The following is a 21140-nucleotide window of genomic DNA, read 5'->3' as shown; positions in this document are numbered from 1 at the left end:
CCATGTTCGAGTTGCAGGCGGCCTGCTGGATGTTGCCGCCATCGGCGGTGCTGGCGGCCGCCACGTCGACGCACTTGCCGCTCAGCGCATTGACGATCACGTAGCGGCCGACCGGCAGCGTCGCGGTGGAAACGCCTGCCGCAGCCTCGCGGCCGGCGCCTTGCGCAGCGGCGCTGCCGTTGGCGGACGACGCGCCGTCGTCCCCGCTGCCGCAGGCTGCGACGACCGCCGCCGCGGCGATCGCCAGCGGCAGCAACGAGATCCGGTGGCCCGTGCGGACCGTATTGTGGTGTGCCATGAAGGTGCTCTCCCCCTGTGAATGCAGGCGGATTCTGGAGGGGCGTCCCGACCCCGGGAACGGGGTCATTGCAACAAGCCGAAACCCGCTCGTGCCGCACCAGGCCGCGCCGTTCCAGCAGGCGATGGATGTCCGGATGCGTCGCGCCGATTGCGCCGTGTTACGTAACAGGCGGGGGAAACTGGAAACGCTTTCAGTCCTGACACGCCGAGGATCTCCGCACTCGACCTGAGACCCACTTTTCCTGTCGGCAGCCCAGATTTTTTGCAATCCAGAGCAGTTGGCCCATTTTTTCTGACAATGCGGACTCCCCGCCTTCGAGCCGCTCATGCCCCTCAGCCCCGAACAACGCCAGCAACTGCGCCGCCAGTGCACGCTGGTCGTCCCCGACTTCGCCACGCCCACGCCGGCCGAGGAGTTCGCCCGCATGGCCGCCTGGTACGAAGCCCACGGCGTCGAGCACGACCACTACGGCAACGGCGCGTTGGCCGCCGACTTCGAACGCAAGATCGCCGCGCTGCTCGGCAAGCCGGCCGCGGTCTTCATGCCCAGCGGCGTGATGGCGCAGCTCGCGGCGCTGCGCATTCACACCGAGGCGGCGCGGCTGCCGCGCTTCGGCCTGCATCCCACGTCGCACCTCGCACTGCACGAAGAGGAAGCCTTCAGCGCGCTGCTGCAGTGCCATGCCGTCCCGGTCGGCGACCGCCTGCGGCCGATGCTCGCGGCCGACCTGGACGCGGTGCGCCAGCCGCTCGCGTGCGCGATCGTCGAGCTGCCGATCCGCGAGGCCGGCGGCCAGCTGCCCACGTGGGAGGAGCTGCAGGCCCTGCACGCTGCGGCCCATCGGCGCTCGATGCCGCTGCACCTCGACGGCGCGCGGCTGTGGGAGTGTTCGGCGTTCTACCAGCGCAGCCCGGCCGAGATCGCCGCCGGCTTCGAATCGGTCTACGTGTCGCTGTACAAGGGCATCGGCGCCGTGTCGGGGGCGATGCTGGCCGGCAGCGAGGATGTCATCGCGCAGGCCCGCCTGTGGCGCCGGCGCATGGGCGGCACGCTCTACCACCTGAGCCCGATGCTGGTGTCGGCCGCGATGCGCTTCGACGAGCGCCTCGCGCTGATGCCGGCGCTGTACCAGCGCGCCCTGTCGCTGGCGGCCGGGCTGAATGCGATCCCCGGGCTGCGCGTGAACCCGCGGGTGCCGCAGACCAACCTGCTGCACCTGTTCTTCGATGCGCCGCCCGACGCGGTGCTCGACGCGCGCGATGGGCTCGCCATGCACGACCGCTGCTGGCTCTTCGGCCACGTGCGCGCAGCCGAGGTGCCGGGCTGGAGCGCGACCGAGCTCTACGTCGGCGATCGCCTGCTGCAGGCCGACGACGCGAGCGTGCTGCCGCTGTTCGCGAAGCTGGCCGCGGCCTTCACCGCGACCGGCGGACGCTGACGATCAGGGCTTGATGAAGGTCACGCTGTAGCTGAAGCTCTTCGCGACGCCGCCGATCTTGACGTTCGACACCGTCACGCCGAGCCGGGTGTCGGCCGGCGCCCGCGACCACGGCTGCCCGGTGCCGCCGATCGACCAGGCCATCGTGTTCTCGGCATAGCCCTTGTCGAGTTCGGCCACGCCGGTCACCGGCACGGCCGCACCGGCGTCATCGGTCATCGCCACGGTGGCGGCCGAGAAATCCGCACCCGGGTACGAGAACGACCAGCGCATCGCCGGCTCGGCAATGCTGCTGTCCCATGGCACGTAGCCGCGCGGCGGCCACGACATGCCGTTCGGCACGCTCGGCGCCGCATGCGTGTTGCCGAGCACCCACAGCGCATTGCCCTGCGGTGTGTCGCCGGTGCCGACGTCGCCGAGCACCAGGCTGAACACCCAGCGCCGGTGGCCGAGCGACGCGACGCCGCCGTCCATCACGTACAGCGGGATCGAGCCGATGCCGGAGCTGTTGGCGCTGGCGCTGTTGAGGTTGGTGCCCCAGGCGATGTTCGATTTGCCGGCGGCAGTGGCGCCGTCGGCGGTGTAGCACTTCCAGGTGGTGGGCGGCGCGTGGCTGAGCTGGTCGTTCGCATCGAACATCAGCGCCGCCTGCTGGGCCTGGGCCGATTTCGGCAGCGACAGCGTCACGTCGCCCGGCAGGCCGGCCATCGCGCGGTAGTAGTTGACCAGCTTGACCACCGCGTTCTTGTACGCGAGCGGCGTGTCGCCGGCCGCGCAGCCGGTGACGTTGCCGCTCCAGCTGAACGAGGTCTTGCGCAGCGCGATGAAGCCGTCCTGGTAGCGCGCGAGCACCTCGGCACGGTTGCTGGTGTCGATGGCGGAGAAGGCGGTGTCGCTCGCTGGCGCTGGCGCTGGCGCCGGGGCTGGGGCTGGGGCTGGGGCTGGGGCTGGGGCTGGGGCTGGGGCTGGGGCTGGGGCTGGCGCAGGCGCAGGTGCCGGTGCAGGAGAAGGCGCTGGCGCTGGCGCTGGCGCGGGCGCCGGAGACGGAGCGGGCGAAGGAGCCGGCGCGGGTGCGGGCGCGGGAGCCGGTGCAGGCGACGGGCTCGGCGCATTGCCGGTCGGCGGGTTCTGGCTGACCTCGCTGCTGTCGCTGCCGCCGCCGCAGGCAACGAGCATGAACAGGCTCAGCAGCGCAGCCGAGGATCGGATGGGGGGACGGGACGATGACATGGCCCTCGGCATGCAAGCATGGGACCACGCGCCACTCGCCCCCTGTCCGACACGATCCACCCCCGCCGGTCACACATCATGTTGCAACGCCGACGCGTGGCGTCAGATCTTTCGGTACGGCGTCAGCTGGGCCGCCACACCGGCGAGTCCGCGATCACGACGCGGCGCGGCAGGATGTGCGCCTGCGTGAAGGCATCGGCGATGCGCTGCTGCTCGGCCAGGGCCTCCGCGTCGACGGCCTGCACCTTGTAGCTGCGCCGCTGGTTGGCCGCGGTCACGGTCGCGGCATCGAGGCCGATCACCGGCGCGTGCCATTCGGCCGCGGGGCCGGGGTTCTTCCTGATCCACTCTCCGGCCCGCTGCAGCTCGGCGAACACGGCACCGAGCACGTCCGGGCGCCGCTGCGCATACGGCGTCGCGGCAAGGTAGAAGCGCCGGTAGCTCGACAGCGAACCGCCGTCGAGCAGGATGCGTGCGCCGGCCTGGCGCTGTACCGCGGCGAGGAATGGATCCCAGATCACCCAGGCGGCCACGCTGCCGTTCTCGAAGGCGGCGCGCGCATCGGCCGGGCTCAGGTACGCCGGCTCGATGTCGCCGATCGACAGGCCGGCCTTCGCGAGTGCCTCCAGCAGCAGGTAGTGCGCGCCGGCGCCCTTCGCGAAAGCGACCTTGCGGCCCTTCAGCTGCGCGACATCGGTGATCGGGGAGTCCTTCGGCACGACGATCGCCTGCGCCTGGGGCGACGGCGTCTCGATCGCGCAGTAGGTGAGCTTCGCGCCAGCGGCCAGCGCGAACGGCGGCACCGCATCGGCCACATCGGCGCTCAGCTCGATCGCGCCGATGTTCAGCGCCTCCAGCAGCGGCAACCCCGAGGTGAACTCATGCCAGGTCACGCGGACCTTCAGCGCTGCCAGCGCCTGTTCGAGCACGCCGCGCGACTTCAGGAAGATCATCAGCGTGGACGACTTCTGGAAGCCGATGCGCACGGTGTCGGCATCGGCCGCGCGCACGGCGGCGGGCAGCAGGCTCGCCGCGGCGGCCGCCAGCATCAGGCGGCGGATCGGGTCGCCAGGAAGATCAGGGTACGGCATCGATGGGCTCTCGACAATGACGGAGCCCGCGACGCTAAGCGCCGCCCCACGCGGCGGCAACGACGCAATGCGCAGTTGCTTATGCGCCGACCGGGTTCAGTGGCCGGAAGCCGACGGCTTGTGCATGTTGCGCGTGCCCAGCAGCGCGCCCACCGGGACGCCGTCGTCCGCCTTCGGCTTGCTGCAGTCGCGCGCGACGATGTTGGAGCCGATGCGCGGCTTGACTTCGCACAGCGGGGCGGCATTCGCCTGCGTCTGGTCCTGCGGCTGCGCCTCGGGTTCCGGCACGGGGCTCGCGCAGGCCGTGGCGAACAGGGCAAAGGTCAGGCCGGTCAGGCCGCTCAAACGAAGGGTCATGATGGGTTCGGGTGACGGGGAAGCTGGCGATTCTAGGGGCGCGGCGCGTGAGTTTTCAGGCGTTTTCGAGCCGCGCCCGATCCCGGATCACCGATCGCCCGGCCGTCAACGCATAGTGCAGCGCGGACTCCGGGTCGGTCCAGCAGCGGCCGTCGCACATGGCCTCGTCACGGAACACCTCGCACGGCGCGCCGCTGCCATGCACCTGCTTCACCACCACCGCGGCCACGTAGCCGCCGTGCGCCGCCTCGATCGCCCCGGCGTAGATCTTGAAGTCGCCGACCGTCTGCTCCTGGAAATGCATGCCCTGCTCCACGCCGGCGCCACTGCCGGTCGGGGCGAACTTTGAACGCGTTCGCTCGCAAATTCCATCGACAAGATTGGCGCCCCCATTCGGGGGGGCCGGCTCACTTCGTCCGGCACTGGGCGTACAGCCGCATGTAGGAAGCAGCGGCCACGTCCCACGAGAACTCCTGCGCCATCGCGCGGCGCATCAGCTGCTGCCACAGCGCCGGCTGGCCGAAGGCGTGCAGCAGCCGGTCGACCGTGACCTCCAGCGCCATCGAGCTGGCCGGCTCGAACGAGAAGCCGGTCGCCCGGTCGGTGCGGATCGTCTCGTCGGTCGCGTCGACCACCGTGTCGACCAGCCCGCCGACGCGCCGCACCACCGGCAGCGTGCCGTAGCGCAGCGCGTACAGCTGCGTCAGCCCGCAGGGCTCGAAGCGCGACGGCATCAGCAGCGCGTCGCTGCCGGCGATGATGCGGTGCGCGAGCGCCTCGTCATACACGGTGCGCACCGCCACCTGCGCCGGGTGCGCGCGCGCCGCGCCTTCGAAGGCGGCCTCCAGCGCGCGGTCGCCGTTGCCCTGCAGCGCGAGCTGGCCGCCGCGCTGCAGGATGCCCGGCAGCGCCGCCAGCACCAGGTCGAGCCCCTTCTGCGATGTGAGCCGGCTGACGACGCCGAACACCGGCGCGTCGGCCCGCCGCTCCAGCCCCAGTTCGGTCTGCAATGCATGCTTGCAGACCGCCTTGCCGACCAGTGAATCGGCCTGGTAGCGCTTCGCGATGCCCGCGTCGGTGGCCGGGTTCCACACCTCGGGATCGACGCCGTTCAGGATGCCGCAGACATCGCCGCCGCGGCCGCGGATCACGCCGTCGAGCCCGCAGCCGTATTCATGGGTCGCGATCTCGCGCGCATAGGTCGGGCTGACGGTCGTCACGCGGTCGGCGAACTTCAGCCCCGCCTTCATGAACGACAGCTGGCTGTGGTATTCGACGCCCGAGGCCGCCATGTAGCGCGCCGGCAGCCCCAGCAGGTTGAAATCGCCGGCCGGGAACAGCCCCTGGTAGGCCAGGTTGTGCACCGTGAAGACCCGCGCGGCGCGCGTCGGCGCGTGCGCATGGGCGTAGGCGCAGGCCATCGCCGCATGCCAGTCGTGCGTGTGCAGCACGTCGGGCACCCAGTCGGGGTCGAACTCGCCGGCGGCGATGTGGGCCGCCACCCAGCCGAGCAGCGCGAAACGCTGGGCGTTGTCGGACCACTCGTTGCCGTCGGGCGCCTGGTACGGGCTGCCGCCGCGCCGGTACAGGTACGGCGCGTCGACCACGTAGACCGGCAGCCCGCTGTACGGCATGGTGCCGAGCGTCAGCCGCACGCGCGCGGCGCCGAAGGCGGCGCCGATCTCGCAGACGGTCTTCTGGTGCAGCACCGCGTCGGCGATGGCCGGCAGGCCGGGCAGCACCACCCGCACGTCGGCACCGGCGCGCGCCAGCGCCTGGGGCAAGGCACCGGCCACGTCGGCCAGGCCGCCGGTCTTGACCAGCGGGAAGATTTCAGCGGCGACCTGGAGGACTTTCATGCAGTGATCAGGCGGTAAGTTTGGCGAGCATGTCGCGCGTGACAAGGGTGATGCCGTTCTCGGAACGGTAGAAGCGCTCGGCATCGAGTTCGGCATCCTCGCCGATCACCATGCCGTCGGGGATCACGCAGGCGCGGTCGACCACCACGCGCGTGAGCCGCGCACCGCGGCCGATCTGCGCGCCCGGCAGCAGCACCGACCAGCTGACGACCGCGTGCGAGTGCACCCGCACGCTCGAGAACAGCACGGTGCGCGTGACCGAGCCCGAGACGATGCAGCCGCCCGACACCAGCGACTCCACGGCCATGCCGCGGCGGTCGTCCTGGTTGTGCACGAACTTGGCCGGCGGCAGCTGCTCCTGGTAGGTCCAGATCGGCCAGCGCTTGTCGTACAGGTTCAGCAGCGGGTCGGTGGCGGTGAGGTCGATGTTGGCGTCCCAGTACGCGTCGATGGTGCCGACATCGCGCCAATACGGTGCCTCGCCGTGCCGCGTGCTGACGCAGCTCAGCTCGAACGGGTGCGCCGAGGCCTGGCCGTTGCGCACCGCGCGCGGGATGATGTCCTTGCCGAAGTCGTGGCTCGAATCGGCGTCGTTCATGTCGCGCTCGAGCTCCTTGTAGAGGTAGCGCGCGTTGAAGATGTAGATGCCCATGCTCGCGAGCGCCATGTCGGGGCGGCCCGGCATCGGCGGCGGGTCGGCCGGCTTCTCGACGAACTCGGTGATGTGGTTGTCGCGGTCGACTGCCATCACGCCGAAGGCCACCGCCTCCGCGCGCGGCACCGCGATGCAGCCCACCGTGCACTCGCGCCCCTTGGCGACGTGGTCGGCCAGCATCAGCGCGTAGTTCATCTTGTAGATGTGGTCGCCGGCCAGCACCACCACGTAGTCGGCGCCGTAGCTCGCGAGGATGTCCTGGTTCTGGTAGACGGCGTCGGCAGTGCCGCGGTACCAGCTCTCGTCGTCGTTGCGCTGCTGGGCCGGCAGCAGGTCGACGAACTCGTTCATCTCGCTCTTCAGGAAGGCCCAGCCGCGCTGCAGGTGGCGCAGCAGGCTGTGCGACTTGTACTGCGTGATCACGCCGATGCGCCGGATGCCGGAGTTCAGGCAGTTCGACAGCGCGAAATCGATGATGCGGAACTTGCCGCCGAAGTAGACGGCCGGCTTGGCGCGGCGGTCGGTCAGGTTCTTCAGGCGGCTGCCGCGGCCGCCGGCCAGCACCAGCGCGACGGCGCGCTTGGGCAGGTCGAGGCTCAACGCAAGATCGATGGGTTGCATGATGTCTCCAGGAAGGGTCGCGGCGCGCTGCGATTGTGCACGGCCCGCACCGCATTGAAGCACTGCCCCCGCGCTTGCGCACGCCGGGACAAACGAGCAAAGTCTGGCCCACACTGCAGGATCCCCGCCGATGAGCTCCCCCTCCATGACACAACAGATCACCCCCCAGCAGATGCAGGCCAGCCTCGACGAGCAGCTGCTGAAGACCGTCGGCGTCGCGCCGCCCGCCGCCACCCCGGTCGACCTGATGCACGGCGTGGCCCAGGTCGCACGCCAGCAGCTGTCGGAGCGCTGGGTCCAGACGCAGGCCATCGAGCGAACCGCGAAAGCCCGCCGCGTCTGCTACCTGTCGATGGAGTTCCTGATCGGCCGCACGCTGTCGAACGCGCTCGCGGCACTCGACCTGCGCGAACCGGCCGCCGCGGCCGTCGCCCTGCACGCGCAGACGCTCGAAGACGTGGCCGACCACGAGCCCGATGCCGCGCTCGGCAACGGCGGCCTGGGCCGGCTGGCCGCCTGCTTCCTCGACTCGATGGCCACGCTCGGCCTGCCGTCGTTCGGCTACGGCATCCGCTACGAGTACGGCATGTTCGCGCAAGGCATCGCGCACGGCCGCCAGGTCGAGCACCCCGACCCCTGGCTCGCCGACGGCACGCCGTGGGAGTTCCCGCGGCCCGGCATCAGCTACCCGGTGCGCTTCGGCGGCCATGTCGAGCAGCACATGCACGACGGCAAGACGCACCCGGTGTGGCGCCCGGCCGGCTCGGTCGAGGCCAAGGCCTACGACATGGTGATCCCCGGCCACGGCACGCAGAAGGTCAGCACGCTGCGCCTGTGGAAGGCGGCCGCGCCCGCCCACATCGACCTGAACGCCTTCAACACCGGCGACTACGCCCGCGCGGCCAGCGTCAAGAACGAGTACGAGAACATCTCGTGGGTGCTGTACCCGAACGACAGCACCCCGGCCGGCCGCGAGCTGCGGCTGCGCCAGGAGTACTTCTTCACCAGCGCGTCGATCCAGGACATCGTCGCCCGCCACCTCGACGAGCACGACAGCCTGCAGAACCTGGCCGACCAGGTCGCGATCCACCTGAACGACACGCACCCGGCGATCGGCGTGGCCGAGCTGATGCGCGTGCTGTGCGACGACCACGCGATGCCCTGGGCCGCCGCCTGGGAGGTCACGCAGAAGACCTTCTCGTACACCAACCACACGCTGATGCCCGAGGCGCTCGAGACCTGGGCGGTGTCGCTGATGCAGCAGGTGCTGCCGCGCCACCTGGAGATCATCTTCCGCATCAACCAGGAGTTCCTCGACCTGGCGGCCAAGCAGCGCCCCGGCGACGACGGCTTCCTGCGGCGCCTGTCGCTGATCGACGAATCGGGCGAGCGCCGGGTGCGCATGGCCAACCTGTCGATCGTCGGCAGCCACAAGGTCAACGGCGTCTCGGCACTGCATTCCGAGCTGCTGACCAAGACCATCTTCGCGGACTTCGCGTCGCTGTACCCGAGCCGTTTCACGAACATGACCAACGGCGTCACGCCGCGGCGCTGGCTGGCGCAGGCCAACCCGGGCCTGGCGCACCTGCTCGACCAGACGCTCGGCCGCGGCTGGCGGCTCGACCTCGACCAGCTCGCGCAGCTGAAGGAGCACGCCGGCAGCGAGGCCTTCCGCAGCAAGTTCGCCGCGATCAAGTTCAACAACAAGAAGCGGTTGGCCGAGCACATCCAGCGCCACACCGGCATCCACGTCGACCCGGGCAGCCTGTTCGACGTGCAGGTCAAGCGCATCCACGAGTACAAGCGCCAGCTGCTGAACGTGCTGCACGTCGTCACGCGCTACCTGGCGATCATCGAGAACCCGACGCTGCCCTGGGTGCCGCGCACCGTGATCTTCGCCGGCAAGGCCGCGTCGTCTTACCAGACGGCGAAGTCGATCATCCGGCTGATCCACGACGTGGGCACGGTGGTCAACGCCGATCCGCGCGTCGGCGGCAAGCTGCGCGTGGTGTTCATCCCGAACTACGGCGTCTCGGTGGCCGAGGTCATCATGCCGGGCGCCGACCTGTCGGAGCAGATCTCCACTGCCGGCACCGAAGCCTCGGGCACCGGCAACATGAAGCTCGCACTGAACGGCGCGCTGACGATCGGCACCGACGACGGCGCGAACATCGAGATCCGCCAGAGCGTCGGCGACGACAACATCTTCATCTTCGGGCTGAAGACGCCCGAGGTGCAGGCGCTGAAGGCCTCGGGCTACCACCCGATGCGCCACTACGACGGCAACCCGGCGCTGAAGGCGGTGCTCGACGCGATCTCCGGCGGCCTGTTCTCGCCCGACGAGCACGACCGCTACCRCCCACTCGTCGATTCACTGCTGTGGGGCGGCGACCACTACCTGCTGCTCGCCGACTACGACGCCTACGTGCAAACGCAGCAACGCGTGGACACGCTGTATGGCCACCGCGAGGCCTGGATCGCGCGCGCGATCGCCAACGTGGCCGGCATGGGCGCGTTCTCGGCCGACCGCACGATCCGCGAGTACGCGCGCGACATCTGGAACATCGACCCCGAGCTGAAGGCCGCGGCGGCGCTGCGATCGGTTGCCTGACAATGACACCCCGTCGTTGCCACCGCCTCCCATGCTGACCGCCGCCGAGATCGAGGACATCCGCCACGCCCGCCACGGTGATCCGTTCTCGGTGCTCGGCGCGCACGTCGATACGAGCGGGCAGCGCTGGCTGCGCTGCTTCCAGCCCGGTGCCCGCGCGGCGCTGGCCGTGGATGTCTCCAGCGGCCAGCCGCTGTCGCTGCTGACGCAGCTGCACCCCGACGGCGTGTTCGAGGGCATGCTCGGCAGCGCCGCCGGCACGCACCGCCTGCAGTTCACCTGGGCCGACGGCAGCGTCTCCACCGTCGACGACCCCTACCGCTTCCCGCCGGTGCTCGGCGAGCTCGACGTGTGGCTGCTGGCCGAGGGCACGCACCTGCGGCCGTACGAGACGCTGGGCGCGCAGGTGCGCGTGATGGAAGGCGTCAGCGGCACCAGCTTCGCGGTGTGGGCGCCGAACGCGTCGCGCGTCAGCGTGGTCGGCGACTTCAACCACTGGGACGGCCGCATCCACCCGATGCGGCTGCGCCGCGAGTGCGGCGTGTGGGAGATCTTCCTGCCCGGCATCGCCGAAGGCGCGCGCTACAAGTACGAGATCCGCACCGCCGACGGCCACGTGTTGCCGCAGAAGGCCGACCCGTACGCGCTGCAGTCCGAGCTGCGGCCGGCCACCGCGAGCGTGGTCTCGCACATGCCGCGGCTCGCGCCGGCCTCGGCGCAGCGCCAGCAGTCGAACGCGCTCGACGCGCCGGTCAGCATCTACGAGGTGCACCTCGGCTCGTGGCGCCGCAAGCCCGAGGAAGGCGACCGCTGGCTGAGCTGGGACGAGCTCGGCGACACGCTGGTGCCGTATGCACAGGACATGGGCTTCACGCACCTCGAGCTGATGCCGGTCAGCGAGCACCCGTTCGACGGCTCGTGGGGCTACCAGCCGGTGGGGCTGTATTCGCCCACCGCGCGCTTCGGCGACGGCCCGGGCTTCCGGCGCTTCGTCGACCGCTGCCATTCGGCCGGCCTCGGCGTGCTGCTCGACTGGGTGCCGGCGCATTTCCCGAGCGACGTGCACGGCCTCGCGCAGTTCGACGGCACGCACCTGTACGAATACGCCGACCCGCGCGAAGGCTTCCACAACGACTGGAACACGCTGATCTACAACCTTGGGCGCACCGAGGTGCGCAACTTCCTGGTCGGCAATGCGTTGTACTGGCTGGAGCGCTACGACGTCGACGGGCTGCGCGTCGATGCGGTCGCCTCGATGCTGTACCGCGACTACAGCCGCGAGCCGGGCGAGTGGATCCCGAACGTGCACGGCGGGCGCGAGAACCTCGAGGCCATCGCGTTCCTGAAGCGCATGAACGAGGTGGTGGGCATCGAGCGGGCGCAGGCCGTCACGCTGGCCGAGGAATCGACCGCCTTCCCGGCGGTGTCGCGGCCCACCTTCGCCGGCGGCCTCGGCTTCCACTACAAGTGGAACATGGGCTGGATGCACGACACGCTGAAGTACATGGCGCGCGACCCGGTGCACCGCAAGCACCACCACGGCGAGATGAGCTTCGGGCTGGTGTATGCCTTCAACGAGAACTTCGTGCTGCCGCTCTCGCACGACGAGGTGGTGCACGGCAAGGGCTCGCTGATCGCGAAGATGCCGGGCGACCGCTGGCAGAAGTTCGCGAACCTGCGGGCCTACTACGGCTTCATGTTCGGGCACCCGGGCAAGAAGCTGCTGTTCATGGGCGGCGAGTTCGCGCAGGAGCGCGAGTGGGACCATGACCAGAGCCTCGACTGGCATCTTCTTTCCGATGGCCTGCACGAAGGCATGCAGCGGCTGGTGCGCGACCTGAACCGCTTCTACCGGGCCACGCCGGCGCTGTACGAGCAGGATTTCATCCCGGCCGGCTTCGAGTGGATCGACCACCAGGATGCCGAGCATTCGGTGATCAGCTTCGTGCGGCACGGCCGCCACGGGGGCGCTACCGTGCTGGTCGTCGCCAACCTGACACCGACGGTGCGCCAGGGGTTCCGCGTCGGCGTGCCGCGGCCGGGCGAGTACCGCGAGCGCATCAACACCGATTCGGCGCACTACGGCGGCAGCAACGTCGGCACGCCGCTCGGCGCCGCGCGCTCGGAAGACGTGCCGTGGCAGGGCCGCGCGCAGTCGGTGATGCTGACGCTGCCACCGCTGGCCACCGTGTTCCTCGAGTGGTCGGCCACCTGATGACAGGCCTGGAGGCGGGCCGCCCGTGGCCGCTGGGTGCGCACTGGGACGGCCACGGCATCAACTTCGCGGTCTTCTCGGAACATGCGCAAGGCATCGACCTGTGCCTGTTCGACGAGACCGGCACGCAGCAGCGCTCATGCACCGCCCTGCCCGGCCACACGCAGCAGGTGTGGCACGGCTACCTGCCGGGCGCGCAGCCGGGGCTGGTGTACGGCCTGCGCGCGCACGGCCCGTGGCAGCCGGAGCGCGGGCACCGCTTCAACCCGGACCAGCTGCTGCTCGACCCGTATGCGCGCGAGATCGTCGGCCGCTTCGAGTGGGATGGAGAACGGGCGCTGAAGGCGCGCGTCGTGCGCGACGGCTTCGACTGGGGTACGGATGCGCCGCCCTGCACGCCGCTGGCCGACACGGTGCTGTACGAGCTGCACGTGAAGGGCTTCACCCGGCTGCATCCCGGCGTGCCCGAGGCGCAGCGCGGCACCTATGCGGGCCTGGCGAGCGACGCCGCCATCGCGCACCTGAAGCGGCTGGGTGTCACCGCGGTCAGCCTGCTGCCGGTGCACCAGGCGATCGACGAGGAACGCCTGGTGCGCATGGGGCTGCGCAACTACTGGGGCTACAACACCATCGGMTTCTTCTGCCCGAGCCCTGCGCTCGCATCGCCGGGCGCCTCGGCGCGCGACGAGTTCCGCGCGATGGTCAGGCGGCTGCATGCGGCCGGCATCGAGGTGATCCTCGACGTGGTCTACAACCACAGCGCCGAGACCGACGAGCTCGGGCCCACGATCCACTTCCGCGGCCTCGACAACGCCGCGTACTACCGGCTGCGGCCCGACAACCCCGCGCTGTACGTCAATGACACCGGCACCGGCAACACGCTGAACCTGGGCCATCCGCGCGTGCTGCAGCTGGTGATGGATTCGCTGCGCTTCTGGGTCGGCGAGATGCACGTCGACGGCTTCCGCTTCGACCTCGCGCCGGTGCTCGGCCGCAGCCGGATCACCGGCGGCGGCTTCGACGCCGACGCCGCGTTCTTCCACGCGATCGCGCAGGATCCGCTGCTGTCCACCGTGAAGCTGATCGCCGAACCGTGGGACATCGGCTTCGGCGGCTACCAGCTCGGCCAGTTCCCAACCGGCTGGGCCGAATGGAACGACCGCTTCCGCGACACGGTGCGCAGCTTCTGGCTGCGCGGCGAGACCACGCGCGGTGACCTGGCGCAGCGGCTGTGCGCCTCGTCGGACCTGTTCCAGGTGCATGGTCGGGCGCCGGCCGACTCGGTCAACTTCATCGTCGCGCACGACGGCTTCACGCTGGCCGACCTGGTCAGTCACGAGCGCAAGCACAACGAGGCGAACGGTGAAGGCAACCGCGACGGGCACGACCACAACCACAGCTGGAACGCCGGCGTCGAGGGCCCGAGCGACGACCCGGTGGTGCGGGCCTTGCGCGGCCGGCTGCAGCGCGCGCTGCTGGCCACGCTGCTGCTGTCGCAGGGCACGCCGATGCTGTGCGCCGGCGACGAACTCGGGCATTCGCAGGGCGGCAACAACAACGCCTACTGCCAGGACAACGCGACCAGCTGGATCGACTGGTCGCGTGCCGATGAAGCGCTGATCGCGTTCACCGCGCAGGTGCTGGCACTGCGCCGCGCGCACCGGCCGCTGGCCGACCGCTGGTACAGCGGCGTCGCCGATGCGCAGGGCCGCGTCGACCTCGGCTGGCTGCAGGCCGATGGCACGCCGCTCGCGGGCGAGGACTGGGGCGATCCGGCGCAGCGGGTGCTCGGTGCCCGCATCGGCGCACCGGGGCAGCCCGGCGAGGCCCTGCTGCTGATGATGAACGCCGGCGACACCGACCTGCCGTTCGCGCTGCCACCCGGCCGCTGGCGGGTGCTGCTCGACACGGCGGCCGTGTCGCCGCAGCAGCCGATGGTGCACACTCCGCTGGCGCTGGCGGCACACAGCCTCGTGCTGCTGGTCTTTGCCACCGTGACCCAGGGACAGCCACCATGAGATTCCCCCGCGCCAGCGGCGTGCTGCTGCACCCCACCTCGCTGCCAGGCCCGCACGGCAGCGGCGATTTCGGGCCGGCCGCGTACCACTTCGTCGACTGGCTCGCGACGGCGCGGCAGCGGCTGTGGCAGATGCTGCCGCTGGGCGGCATCGGCCCGGGCAACTCGCCCTACATGAGCAGCTCGGCCTTTGCCGGCAACGTGCTGCTGATCGACCTGGCCGAGCTCGGCCGGCACGGCTGGCTGACCGCCGACGAGCTGCTGCCGCCCGACGGCATCGAGGCGCACCGGCTGAACTTCGCGGCCGTCTGGCCCTACCGCATGGACCGGCTGGCGCGCGCCGCACGGCGCTTCGCGGCCACCGTCACGCCGCAGCAGGCGCACGAGCTGCAGGCCTTCTGCACCGAACACGCGAGCTGGATCGACGACTACGCGCTCTTCATGGCGCTGGCCGACCACCACGACTGGGCGCCGTGGTGCGACTGGGGTGCCGGCCTCRCGCAGCRCGAGCCGGCCGCGCTCGCGGCGGCGCGCCTGCAGCATGCCGAACGCATCGCGTTCTGGAAGTTCTGCCAGTGGCAGTTCTTCGTGCAATGGGAGCGCCTGAAAGACCACGCGACCAGCCGCGGCGTGCAGGTGATCGGCGATGCGCCGATCTTCATCGCCTACCAGAGCGCCGAGGTGTGGGCGCGGCAGGACCTGTTCGAACTCGATGCGACGGGGCAGCCGACGGTGGTGGCCGGCGTGCCGCCGGACTTCTTCAGCGAGACCGGCCAGCGCTGGGGCAACCCGCTGTACCGCTGGAGCGCGCATGCGGCCGAGGGCTATGCGTGGTGGGTGGAGCGCATCCGCCGCACCTTCGAGCTGGTCGACATCGTGCGCATCGACCACTTCCGCGGCTTCGCGAGCTACTGGGAGATCCCGGCCAGCGAAGAGACCGCGATCCGCGGCCACTGGCGGCCGGGGCCGGGCGAGGCCTTGTTCGATGCCATCGCCGAGGCACTGGGCACGCTGCCGATCATCGCGGAGGACCTGGGCGTCGTGACGCCGGACGTCGAGGCGCTGCGCCGCAAGTTCTCGCTGCCCGGCATGCGCATCCTGCACTTCGCGTTCGGCGGCGACAGCGCCAACCCGTTCCTGCCGCACAACCACGAGGCCGACACCGTCGTCTACAGCGGCACGCACGACAACGACACCAGCCTCGGCTGGTGGGCCACCGCCACCGAGGCACAGCGGCGCCATGCGTCGGCCTACCTGCCGACCGACGGCGCCGACATCGCCTGGGACCTGATCCGCACCGCCTGCGCGTCGGTGGCCGATACCGCCGTGCACCCGATGCAGGACGTGCTGCGGCTGCCGGGCACCGACCGCATGAACTTCCCCGGCAAGCCCTCGGGCTACTGGGAATGGCGCTTCAGCTGGGACCAGGTGAAGCCGGTCCATGCGCACGAGCTGGCGCTGCTGACGCGGCTGTATGGGCGCGACGGGGTCGTGCCCGCCTGAGCCGGCGGTTCAGAGAAACCCCAGCTTCGTCGCGCTCCCGAAGTTCGCCAGGTTCGGCAGCACCGTGCGCAGCTGCGCATCGCTCGCGCCGAACCAGCCGAGCATCGTGGCCGCGTACTGGTCCACCGACGAGGTCGGGATCCAGCGGCCCTGCTGCTCCCAGGTGTCGACGCCGACATCGTTCGGCCCGCCGAGCGTGAGGTCGGGGTAGCTGCCGTAGCCGCGCCCGCCCTTCACCGCGCCGCCCACCACGAGGTGGTGATTGCCCCAGGCGTGATCGGTGCCCATGCTGTTGTTCGGCACGAAGGTGCGGCCGAAATCGCTCTGCGTGAAGGCCGTCACCGATTCGCCCAGGCCCAGCGCCTTCATCGCGCGGTAGAACGCGCCCAGCGCATCGCCCAGCTCCTTCAGCAATTGCGCATGCTGGCCGTCGGCCGGGCTGCCGTCGACGGCCTGGTTGCCGTGCGTGTCGAACGCGCTCATCTGCGCGAAGAAGATCTGCCGGTTGCCCTGCACCGTCGCGTTGCCCGACACCAGCTTCGCGATCTGGTACAGCTGGCGGCCGAGGCCGGTGCCGATCTTGCCGCCCGAGATCAGCGGTGCGAAGGCGGTGTCGATCGCGGCGGTGGCCCCGGCGCCGCCCGGCACGATCTTCACCAGGCCCGAGAGCCGGTCCGACACGCTGAAGGCGTCGCGTTGGATCGCCGTGTAGGCATTGGCCAGCGCGAGCTCTTGCTGCTGCTGGTACATCGCATCGATGGCCGCCTTGCGCTCGGCCTTCCACGCGACCYTCAGGTCTTCGGGCTGCATCTCGTAGGCGCCGAAGGTGTCGCCCGGCGTGTTCGGCAGCACCAGCGGCGTGTGCGTGCGCGAGATGCCGAAGCGCGGCGTGCCGCTCAGCGAGATCACCGGATTCACGGTGGCCAGCGCGTCCGAGGCGCGGCCGCCCCAGCCGGTGGGCTCGAGCGAATCGCCGGTGCCGTTCTCCCACAGGTACTGCTGGTCGGAGTGCGAGTACAGCGAATCGGGCAGCACGCCGACGCTGGACGACGCGGCGCGGAACTCGGCCTTGGTCAGCGGCTTGATCAGCGGGCCGACGTTGAACACCGGCGCGATGTGGCCGTCGTCGGCCGCGGCCTGCAGGCCGGCCAGCGCCGGGTGCAGCCCGTAGGTCATGCCGGCCAGCGGCACCAGGCGGCTGCTGGGGATCGCCAGCTTGCCGCGCACGGCGGCGTACTGGTTGTAGCGCGCCGCATCGGTCGGCACGACGGTGTTCAGGCCGTCGTTGCCGCCGTACAGGAAGATGCACAGCAGCGCCTTGTAGTCGGCGGCATACGCGGGGCGCGCGCCCAGCAGGTTGCCCAGCGTGCCGGCGCCGAGTGCACCGGCCAGGCCCAGGCCCGAGCGCGCCAGCCAGCGCCGTCGGTTCATGAGGATCTTCGGGTCGTTCATGGCGGGCGTCCTAGCGTTGGATCTGGTAGTCGGGAGAGGCGTAGACCAGGTAGGCCGCGCGCTTGACGCGGCTGGTCTTCCAGTTGTTGCCGTCGGTGGCCTGCGTCCAGCGCTCGACGGCCTTCACCACCGAGGCGCGCGGCGTGGCCGGCAGCAACCGGCCGAGCGCCACCATCGAGATGCGGTCGACCAGCACGCCGGCATCGTCGGCCGAATCGGTGAACGACGCGAGGTTCACCTTGGTGCCGGTGGCGCCGGGGATCGATGCATCGACGCCGCTGCCGCCCCAGTCGATCAGGTACAGCAGGTAGTTCATGCGCGCGAGCGCGGTGTTGGCGTTGTGGATGCCGAAGGCCGAGCCGACCAGGCCGCCGGTGCCGGCCACCGGGTAGTCGGGCGGGTAGTCGCTGAAGATCGACGGCGGGTTGAAGACCCGCTGCTGCAGGTTGCCGCCCCAGTACCAGTTGAAGGGTTCGCCGTCGGTGGTGCCGTTCAGCCCGCGCAGCACGCCGGTGAACATCAGCACCGGCTCGCGCAGCTTGCCGCCCTGCGCGGGGACGCTGTCGCCGCGCGCCTCGGCATCCAGCAGCACGGCCGCCACCGTGGCCGCCAGGTCGCCGCGCGCGCCGCTGCCGAAGCTCGCGAACCTGCCGTTGTTGAAGGCGGTCGCCACGCGCGCGACATAGGCCGGCGACGGGTTGCTGCTGACCAGGTGCTGGATCAGCTGGCGGCCGATGAACGGGCCGATGTTCGGGTGCGCCATCACGCTGTCGAGCACCGACTCCAGCGCGGCCGGTGCCTTGTGGCCGGCGGCCAGGCCCACGCCCGAGAGCAGCGTGCGCGCCTGCGTGTCGTGGTACTTGTCGATCGGCACCATGTCGCCGTTGTAGTAGCGGCAATTGGCACCCGTCGGCCAGCAGCCGTTCGGGTGCTTGCCGCCCGGCGGATAGGTCCAGCCGGTCAGCGCATAGGCATAGGCGCGCACCGTCTCGTTGTTGTAGGTCGGCTGGCACTTGCCGCCCTTCAGGCTGCCGTCGAGGTTCAGCTCGCAGGTGCCGATGCTGAACAGCTGTAGCAGCTCGCGCGCGAAGTTCTCGTTCGGCGCGCCCTTGTCGTTGTTGGCGTTGTTCAGGAAGTCGCCCATCAGCGGCGACAGCGTGATCTTCTTCAGCAGGTCGCGGTAGTTGCCGAAGGCGCTGTCGAGCATCGCGTTGTAGTAGTTGCGAAAGCCGTAGGTGCCCAGCACCTCGGCGTTATTCAGCGGAAAGAGCTGCTGGAACGCGAAGGTGACACGCTGGCGCAGCTGGTCGGGCTGGCCGACGGCGTTGCGGTAGAAATCCCACATCAGCGGATCGGTCGAGATGTAGTCGCGGAAGCAGTTCGGCTCCATCGCCGGCGTGCAGAAGTCCGGCCGGTCGACGTACTGGTGGTACTCGCCACTGCCCTTGCCGCTGGTGTAGCGCGAGGTCTTCAGCGCGAGCTGCTCGGCGATCCAGGCGCTGGCGCCCTTCGCCTTGATCGTCGCGACCAGCGCTTCGGTCGGGCCGAAGGTGGCCTGGTCGGCCAGGCGCACGGCATCGCGGGCGGACATCGGGCCGGGGGCTGGTGCTGGGGCCGGAGCCGGCGACGGGCTGGGGGCGGGAGCGGGTGCCGGGGACGGGCTCGGCGAAGGGGCCGGAGCGGGTGCCGGGCTCGGGGATGGGGCAGGAGACGGGGCAGGAGCCGGTGCGGGGCTCGGTGCCGGAGCCGGCGGCGTTCCGCCCACCGGATCGCCAGAAGAGGAACCGTTTCCACTTTCGTTGCCGCCGCAAGCGGCGACGACGGCGGTGAACAGAATTGCAACCGCCAGTGAGCCGCGGCGCCGAGCTATCGGCAGCAGGAGGGAGTTGGTATCGGAAGTGTCGCTGGACATGGAAACGTCCTGTGGCAAGAGTGGCAATTCGCGTGAGTTCGCGACCTGTTCGTCAAGCTGCGGGATCGCAATCCCGCATCGACGAACGCTCACCCGGACATTGCAGGAAGGGTGCCCGCTGCGCGCCGTCACCCCCCCAAAAGAGCGACCGGCAACCGCGCGAACGGAGGATGGCGGCGCACGCCGATCCGCGCGATGCTGTGCACACCCTGCCCTCCACGGAGCCCGCCATGCAGTTCGCCCCCCGTTCTCCGGTGACGACCCGGATGCCCCTCGCCCGGCCGCACCGCATGCCGAAGGCACGCAGCTCGTACCCGACGCTGTCGCTGGTGCGCCTGGGGCGCAGCCCGCTGCAGAAGCTGGCTTGGATCTTCGGGTTCGGTCGCTAAGTCTGGGTCTTCGCTCTAGAGGACGAGCCCCATGTCGACCGAGTCGTAGTACACGCCGTCGAACCGCATCCCGTGGCGCTTGACGCTCTCGCGCGCAAAGCCCAGCCCTTCATACAACCGGATCGCGCGCTCGTTGTCGGCCCGCACTTCCAGTTCGATGCGGGTCATGCCCTGGGCAGTCGCCTTGGCCAGGCAGGCCGAAAGAAGCCGCCGCCCGAGTCCCTTGCCTCGATAGGCAGGCAGCACGCCCATGCCGACCGTCCCTCGATGGCTGACGGCCGCGGCCCAGGCGGGGAAGATGTCGCACCAACCGACGACGACCGACCCATCAACCGCCACGAACTGCGCTGCGTCCGCGGCAACGTTCTCACGGACGAAGGCCTCGACCCGTGCGAGCGGAAGCGCCTCGATCTGGGCAAGGTACTTCTTCTCGCGCGCCACGGCATCGAGGCAGGCGTGGAATCCGCTGGCGTGGGATTCCGTGATGGGAACAATGTCGACACTCGGCAAGACAGGCCCCCTGCAACGGCTGTGCAGAGGGCATCGTAGCCGGGCCGAGGAGATCAGTCCTTGAAGAACGACAGCAGGTCCGGATTGATCACGTCCGGGTGCGTCGTGCACATGCCGTGCGGCAGGCCCGGGTAGACCTTCAGCGTGCCCTTCTTCAGCAGCTTGATCGCGAGCAGCGCCGAATCGGCGATCGGCACGATCTGGTCGTCGTCACCGTGCATCACGAGCGTCGGCACGTCGATCTTCTTCAGGTCTTCGGTGAAATCGGTCTCGGAGAAGGCCTTCACGCAGTCGTGGTGGGCCTTGATGCCGCCGGCCATGCCCTGCAGCCACCAGTGCTGGCGGATGCCTTCGGAGACCTTCGCATCCGGGCGGTTGTAGCCGTAGAACGGCAGCGTGATGTCGCGGTAGAACTCGGCGCGGTTGCCGGCCACGCCGGCGCGGATGCCGTCGAACACCTCGATCGGCAGGCCTTGCGGGTTGCTCTCGCTCTTCAGCATCACCGGCGGCACCGCGCCGATCAGCACGGCCTTGGCCACGCGCTTGCTGCCGTGGCGGCCCAGGTAGCGCGCCACCTCGCCACCGCCGGTGGAATGRCCGACGTGGATGGCATGGCGCAGGTCCAGCGCCTCGGTCAGCGCGGCCAGGTCGTCGGCATAGTGGTCCATGTCGTTGCCGTCCCAGGTCTGGGTCGAGCGGCCGTGGCCCCGGCGGTCGTGGGCGATCACGCGGTAGCCCTTCGAGAGGAAGTACAGCATCTGCGTGTCCCAGTCGTCGGAACTCAACGGCCAGCCGTGCGAGAAGACGATCGGCTGGCCCGTGCCCCAGTCCTTGTAGAAGATCTGGACGCCGTCCTTGGTGGTGATGGTGCTGTTGCCTTTGGTGTGCGAAGTCATCGTGTTGTCCTTCCTGTGAGTGGAGTGCCGGCGGCCCGGGTCACGGCATCGTGATGCTCGGCGTCGGCGATCGATTGCAACAC

The 21140-nt window shown here is 70.0% G+C and carries 17 protein-coding genes; 6 read left to right on the top strand and 11 right to left on the bottom strand.

Annotated features, from left to right (window positions below; genetic code table 11):
- Positions 1-298: RICIN domain-containing protein (locus AC1D1T_RS09525; protein ID WP_477991810.1), on the bottom strand; the 298-nt coding region annotated here is incomplete at its 3' end.
- A gap of 328 nt (positions 299-626) precedes the next feature.
- Here AC1D1T_RS09525 and AC1D1T_RS09520 point away from each other — a divergent pair.
- The gene (locus tag AC1D1T_RS09520; protein WP_477828508.1) at positions 627-1739 is read left to right on the top strand and encodes a threonine aldolase family protein; all 1113 of its coding nucleotides are present in this window, start codon (positions 627-629) and stop codon (positions 1737-1739) included.
- Positions 1740-1742: 3 nt separating this feature from the next.
- Here AC1D1T_RS09520 and AC1D1T_RS09515 read toward each other — a convergent pair whose 3' ends face one another.
- The 6 genes from AC1D1T_RS09515 to glgC all read right to left on the bottom strand — a co-directional run bounded on the left by AC1D1T_RS09515 (position 1743) and on the right by glgC (position 7552).
- Positions 1743-2591, bottom strand: coding sequence for a CAP domain-containing protein (locus AC1D1T_RS09515; protein WP_047502173.1), 849 nt, complete (start codon positions 2589-2591; stop codon positions 1743-1745).
- Between the two features lie 500 nt (positions 2592-3091).
- On the bottom strand, positions 3092-4060 hold the full coding sequence (locus AC1D1T_RS09510) for an aliphatic sulfonate ABC transporter substrate-binding protein (protein ID WP_477828140.1): 969 nt from the start codon (positions 4058-4060) through the stop codon (positions 3092-3094).
- A 96-nt stretch (positions 4061-4156) separates the two neighbouring features.
- Positions 4157-4417, bottom strand: coding sequence for a hypothetical protein (locus AC1D1T_RS09505; RefSeq protein ID WP_477828141.1), 261 nt, complete (start codon positions 4415-4417; stop codon positions 4157-4159).
- 55 nt (positions 4418-4472) lie between these two features.
- Positions 4473-4721: a hypothetical protein gene (locus tag AC1D1T_RS09500; RefSeq protein WP_169675417.1), complete on the bottom strand. Its 249-nt coding sequence runs from the start codon at positions 4719-4721 to the stop codon at positions 4473-4475.
- 103 nt (positions 4722-4824) lie between these two features.
- Complete coding sequence (gene glgA, locus AC1D1T_RS09495; protein ID WP_477838622.1) at positions 4825-6276, bottom strand: glycogen synthase GlgA; 1452 nt, start codon at positions 6274-6276, stop codon at positions 4825-4827.
- A gap of 7 nt (positions 6277-6283) precedes the next feature.
- Positions 6284-7552: a glucose-1-phosphate adenylyltransferase gene (gene glgC, locus AC1D1T_RS09490; protein ID WP_047502160.1), complete on the bottom strand. Its 1269-nt coding sequence runs from the start codon at positions 7550-7552 to the stop codon at positions 6284-6286.
- Between the two features lie 130 nt (positions 7553-7682).
- Here glgC and AC1D1T_RS09485 point away from each other — a divergent pair, with 130 nt between their 5' ends.
- Genes AC1D1T_RS09485 through malQ form a run of 4 tightly spaced genes read left to right on the top strand, consistent with a single transcriptional unit; the run spans position 7683 to position 15898 of the window.
- Positions 7683-10163: a glycogen/starch/alpha-glucan phosphorylase gene (locus tag AC1D1T_RS09485; protein ID WP_477991809.1), complete on the top strand. Its 2481-nt coding sequence runs from the start codon at positions 7683-7685 to the stop codon at positions 10161-10163.
- A gap of 31 nt (positions 10164-10194) precedes the next feature.
- Positions 10195-12378: a 1,4-alpha-glucan branching protein GlgB gene (glgB, locus tag AC1D1T_RS09480; RefSeq protein ID WP_477827282.1), complete on the top strand. Its 2184-nt coding sequence runs from the start codon at positions 10195-10197 to the stop codon at positions 12376-12378.
- Positions 12378-14396: a glycogen debranching protein GlgX gene (gene glgX / locus AC1D1T_RS09475; protein ID WP_477991808.1), complete on the top strand. Its 2019-nt coding sequence runs from the start codon at positions 12378-12380 to the stop codon at positions 14394-14396. Before glgB ends, glgX begins: the two co-directional genes overlap by 1 nt.
- The gene (gene malQ / locus AC1D1T_RS09470) at positions 14393-15898 is read left to right on the top strand and encodes a 4-alpha-glucanotransferase (RefSeq protein WP_477991807.1); all 1506 of its coding nucleotides are present in this window, start codon (positions 14393-14395) and stop codon (positions 15896-15898) included. The genes glgX and malQ overlap by 4 nt, the downstream gene beginning before the upstream one ends.
- A 9-nt stretch (positions 15899-15907) precedes the next feature.
- On the opposite strand, the gene AC1D1T_RS09465 is transcribed toward malQ, so the two are convergent.
- Entirely contained in the window at positions 15908-17350 is a 1443-nt protein-coding gene (locus AC1D1T_RS09465) for a DUF1501 domain-containing protein (protein WP_477991806.1), read from the bottom strand.
- 10 nt (positions 17351-17360) lie between these two features.
- Positions 17361-18941 carry a DUF1800 domain-containing protein gene (locus tag AC1D1T_RS09460; RefSeq protein ID WP_477838629.1) on the bottom strand — a complete coding sequence of 527 codons (1581 nt, stop codon included), beginning with the start codon at positions 18939-18941 and terminating at the stop codon, positions 17361-17363.
- Positions 18942-19492: 551 nt separating this feature from the next.
- Here AC1D1T_RS09460 and AC1D1T_RS09455 point away from each other — a divergent pair.
- On the top strand, positions 19493-19651 hold the full coding sequence (locus AC1D1T_RS09455; RefSeq protein WP_477825422.1) for a hypothetical protein: 159 nt from the start codon (positions 19493-19495) through the stop codon (positions 19649-19651).
- Positions 19652-19666: 15 nt separating this feature from the next.
- Here AC1D1T_RS09455 and AC1D1T_RS09450 read toward each other — a convergent pair whose 3' ends face one another.
- Both AC1D1T_RS09450 and AC1D1T_RS09445 read right to left on the bottom strand, forming a co-directional pair.
- Entirely contained in the window at positions 19667-20161 is a 495-nt protein-coding gene (locus AC1D1T_RS09450; protein ID WP_047502149.1) for a GNAT family N-acetyltransferase, read from the bottom strand.
- A gap of 53 nt (positions 20162-20214) precedes the next feature.
- Entirely contained in the window at positions 20215-21057 is an 843-nt protein-coding gene (locus tag AC1D1T_RS09445) for an alpha/beta fold hydrolase (protein WP_477825421.1), read from the bottom strand.
- Positions 21058-21140 lie beyond the last annotated feature (83 nt).

It is taken from the genome of Rhizobacter sp. P2_H3, assembly GCF_056403355.1.
The sequence above is the reverse complement of the archived record's forward strand: the minus strand, read 5'-3'. Positions and strand labels throughout refer to the sequence as shown.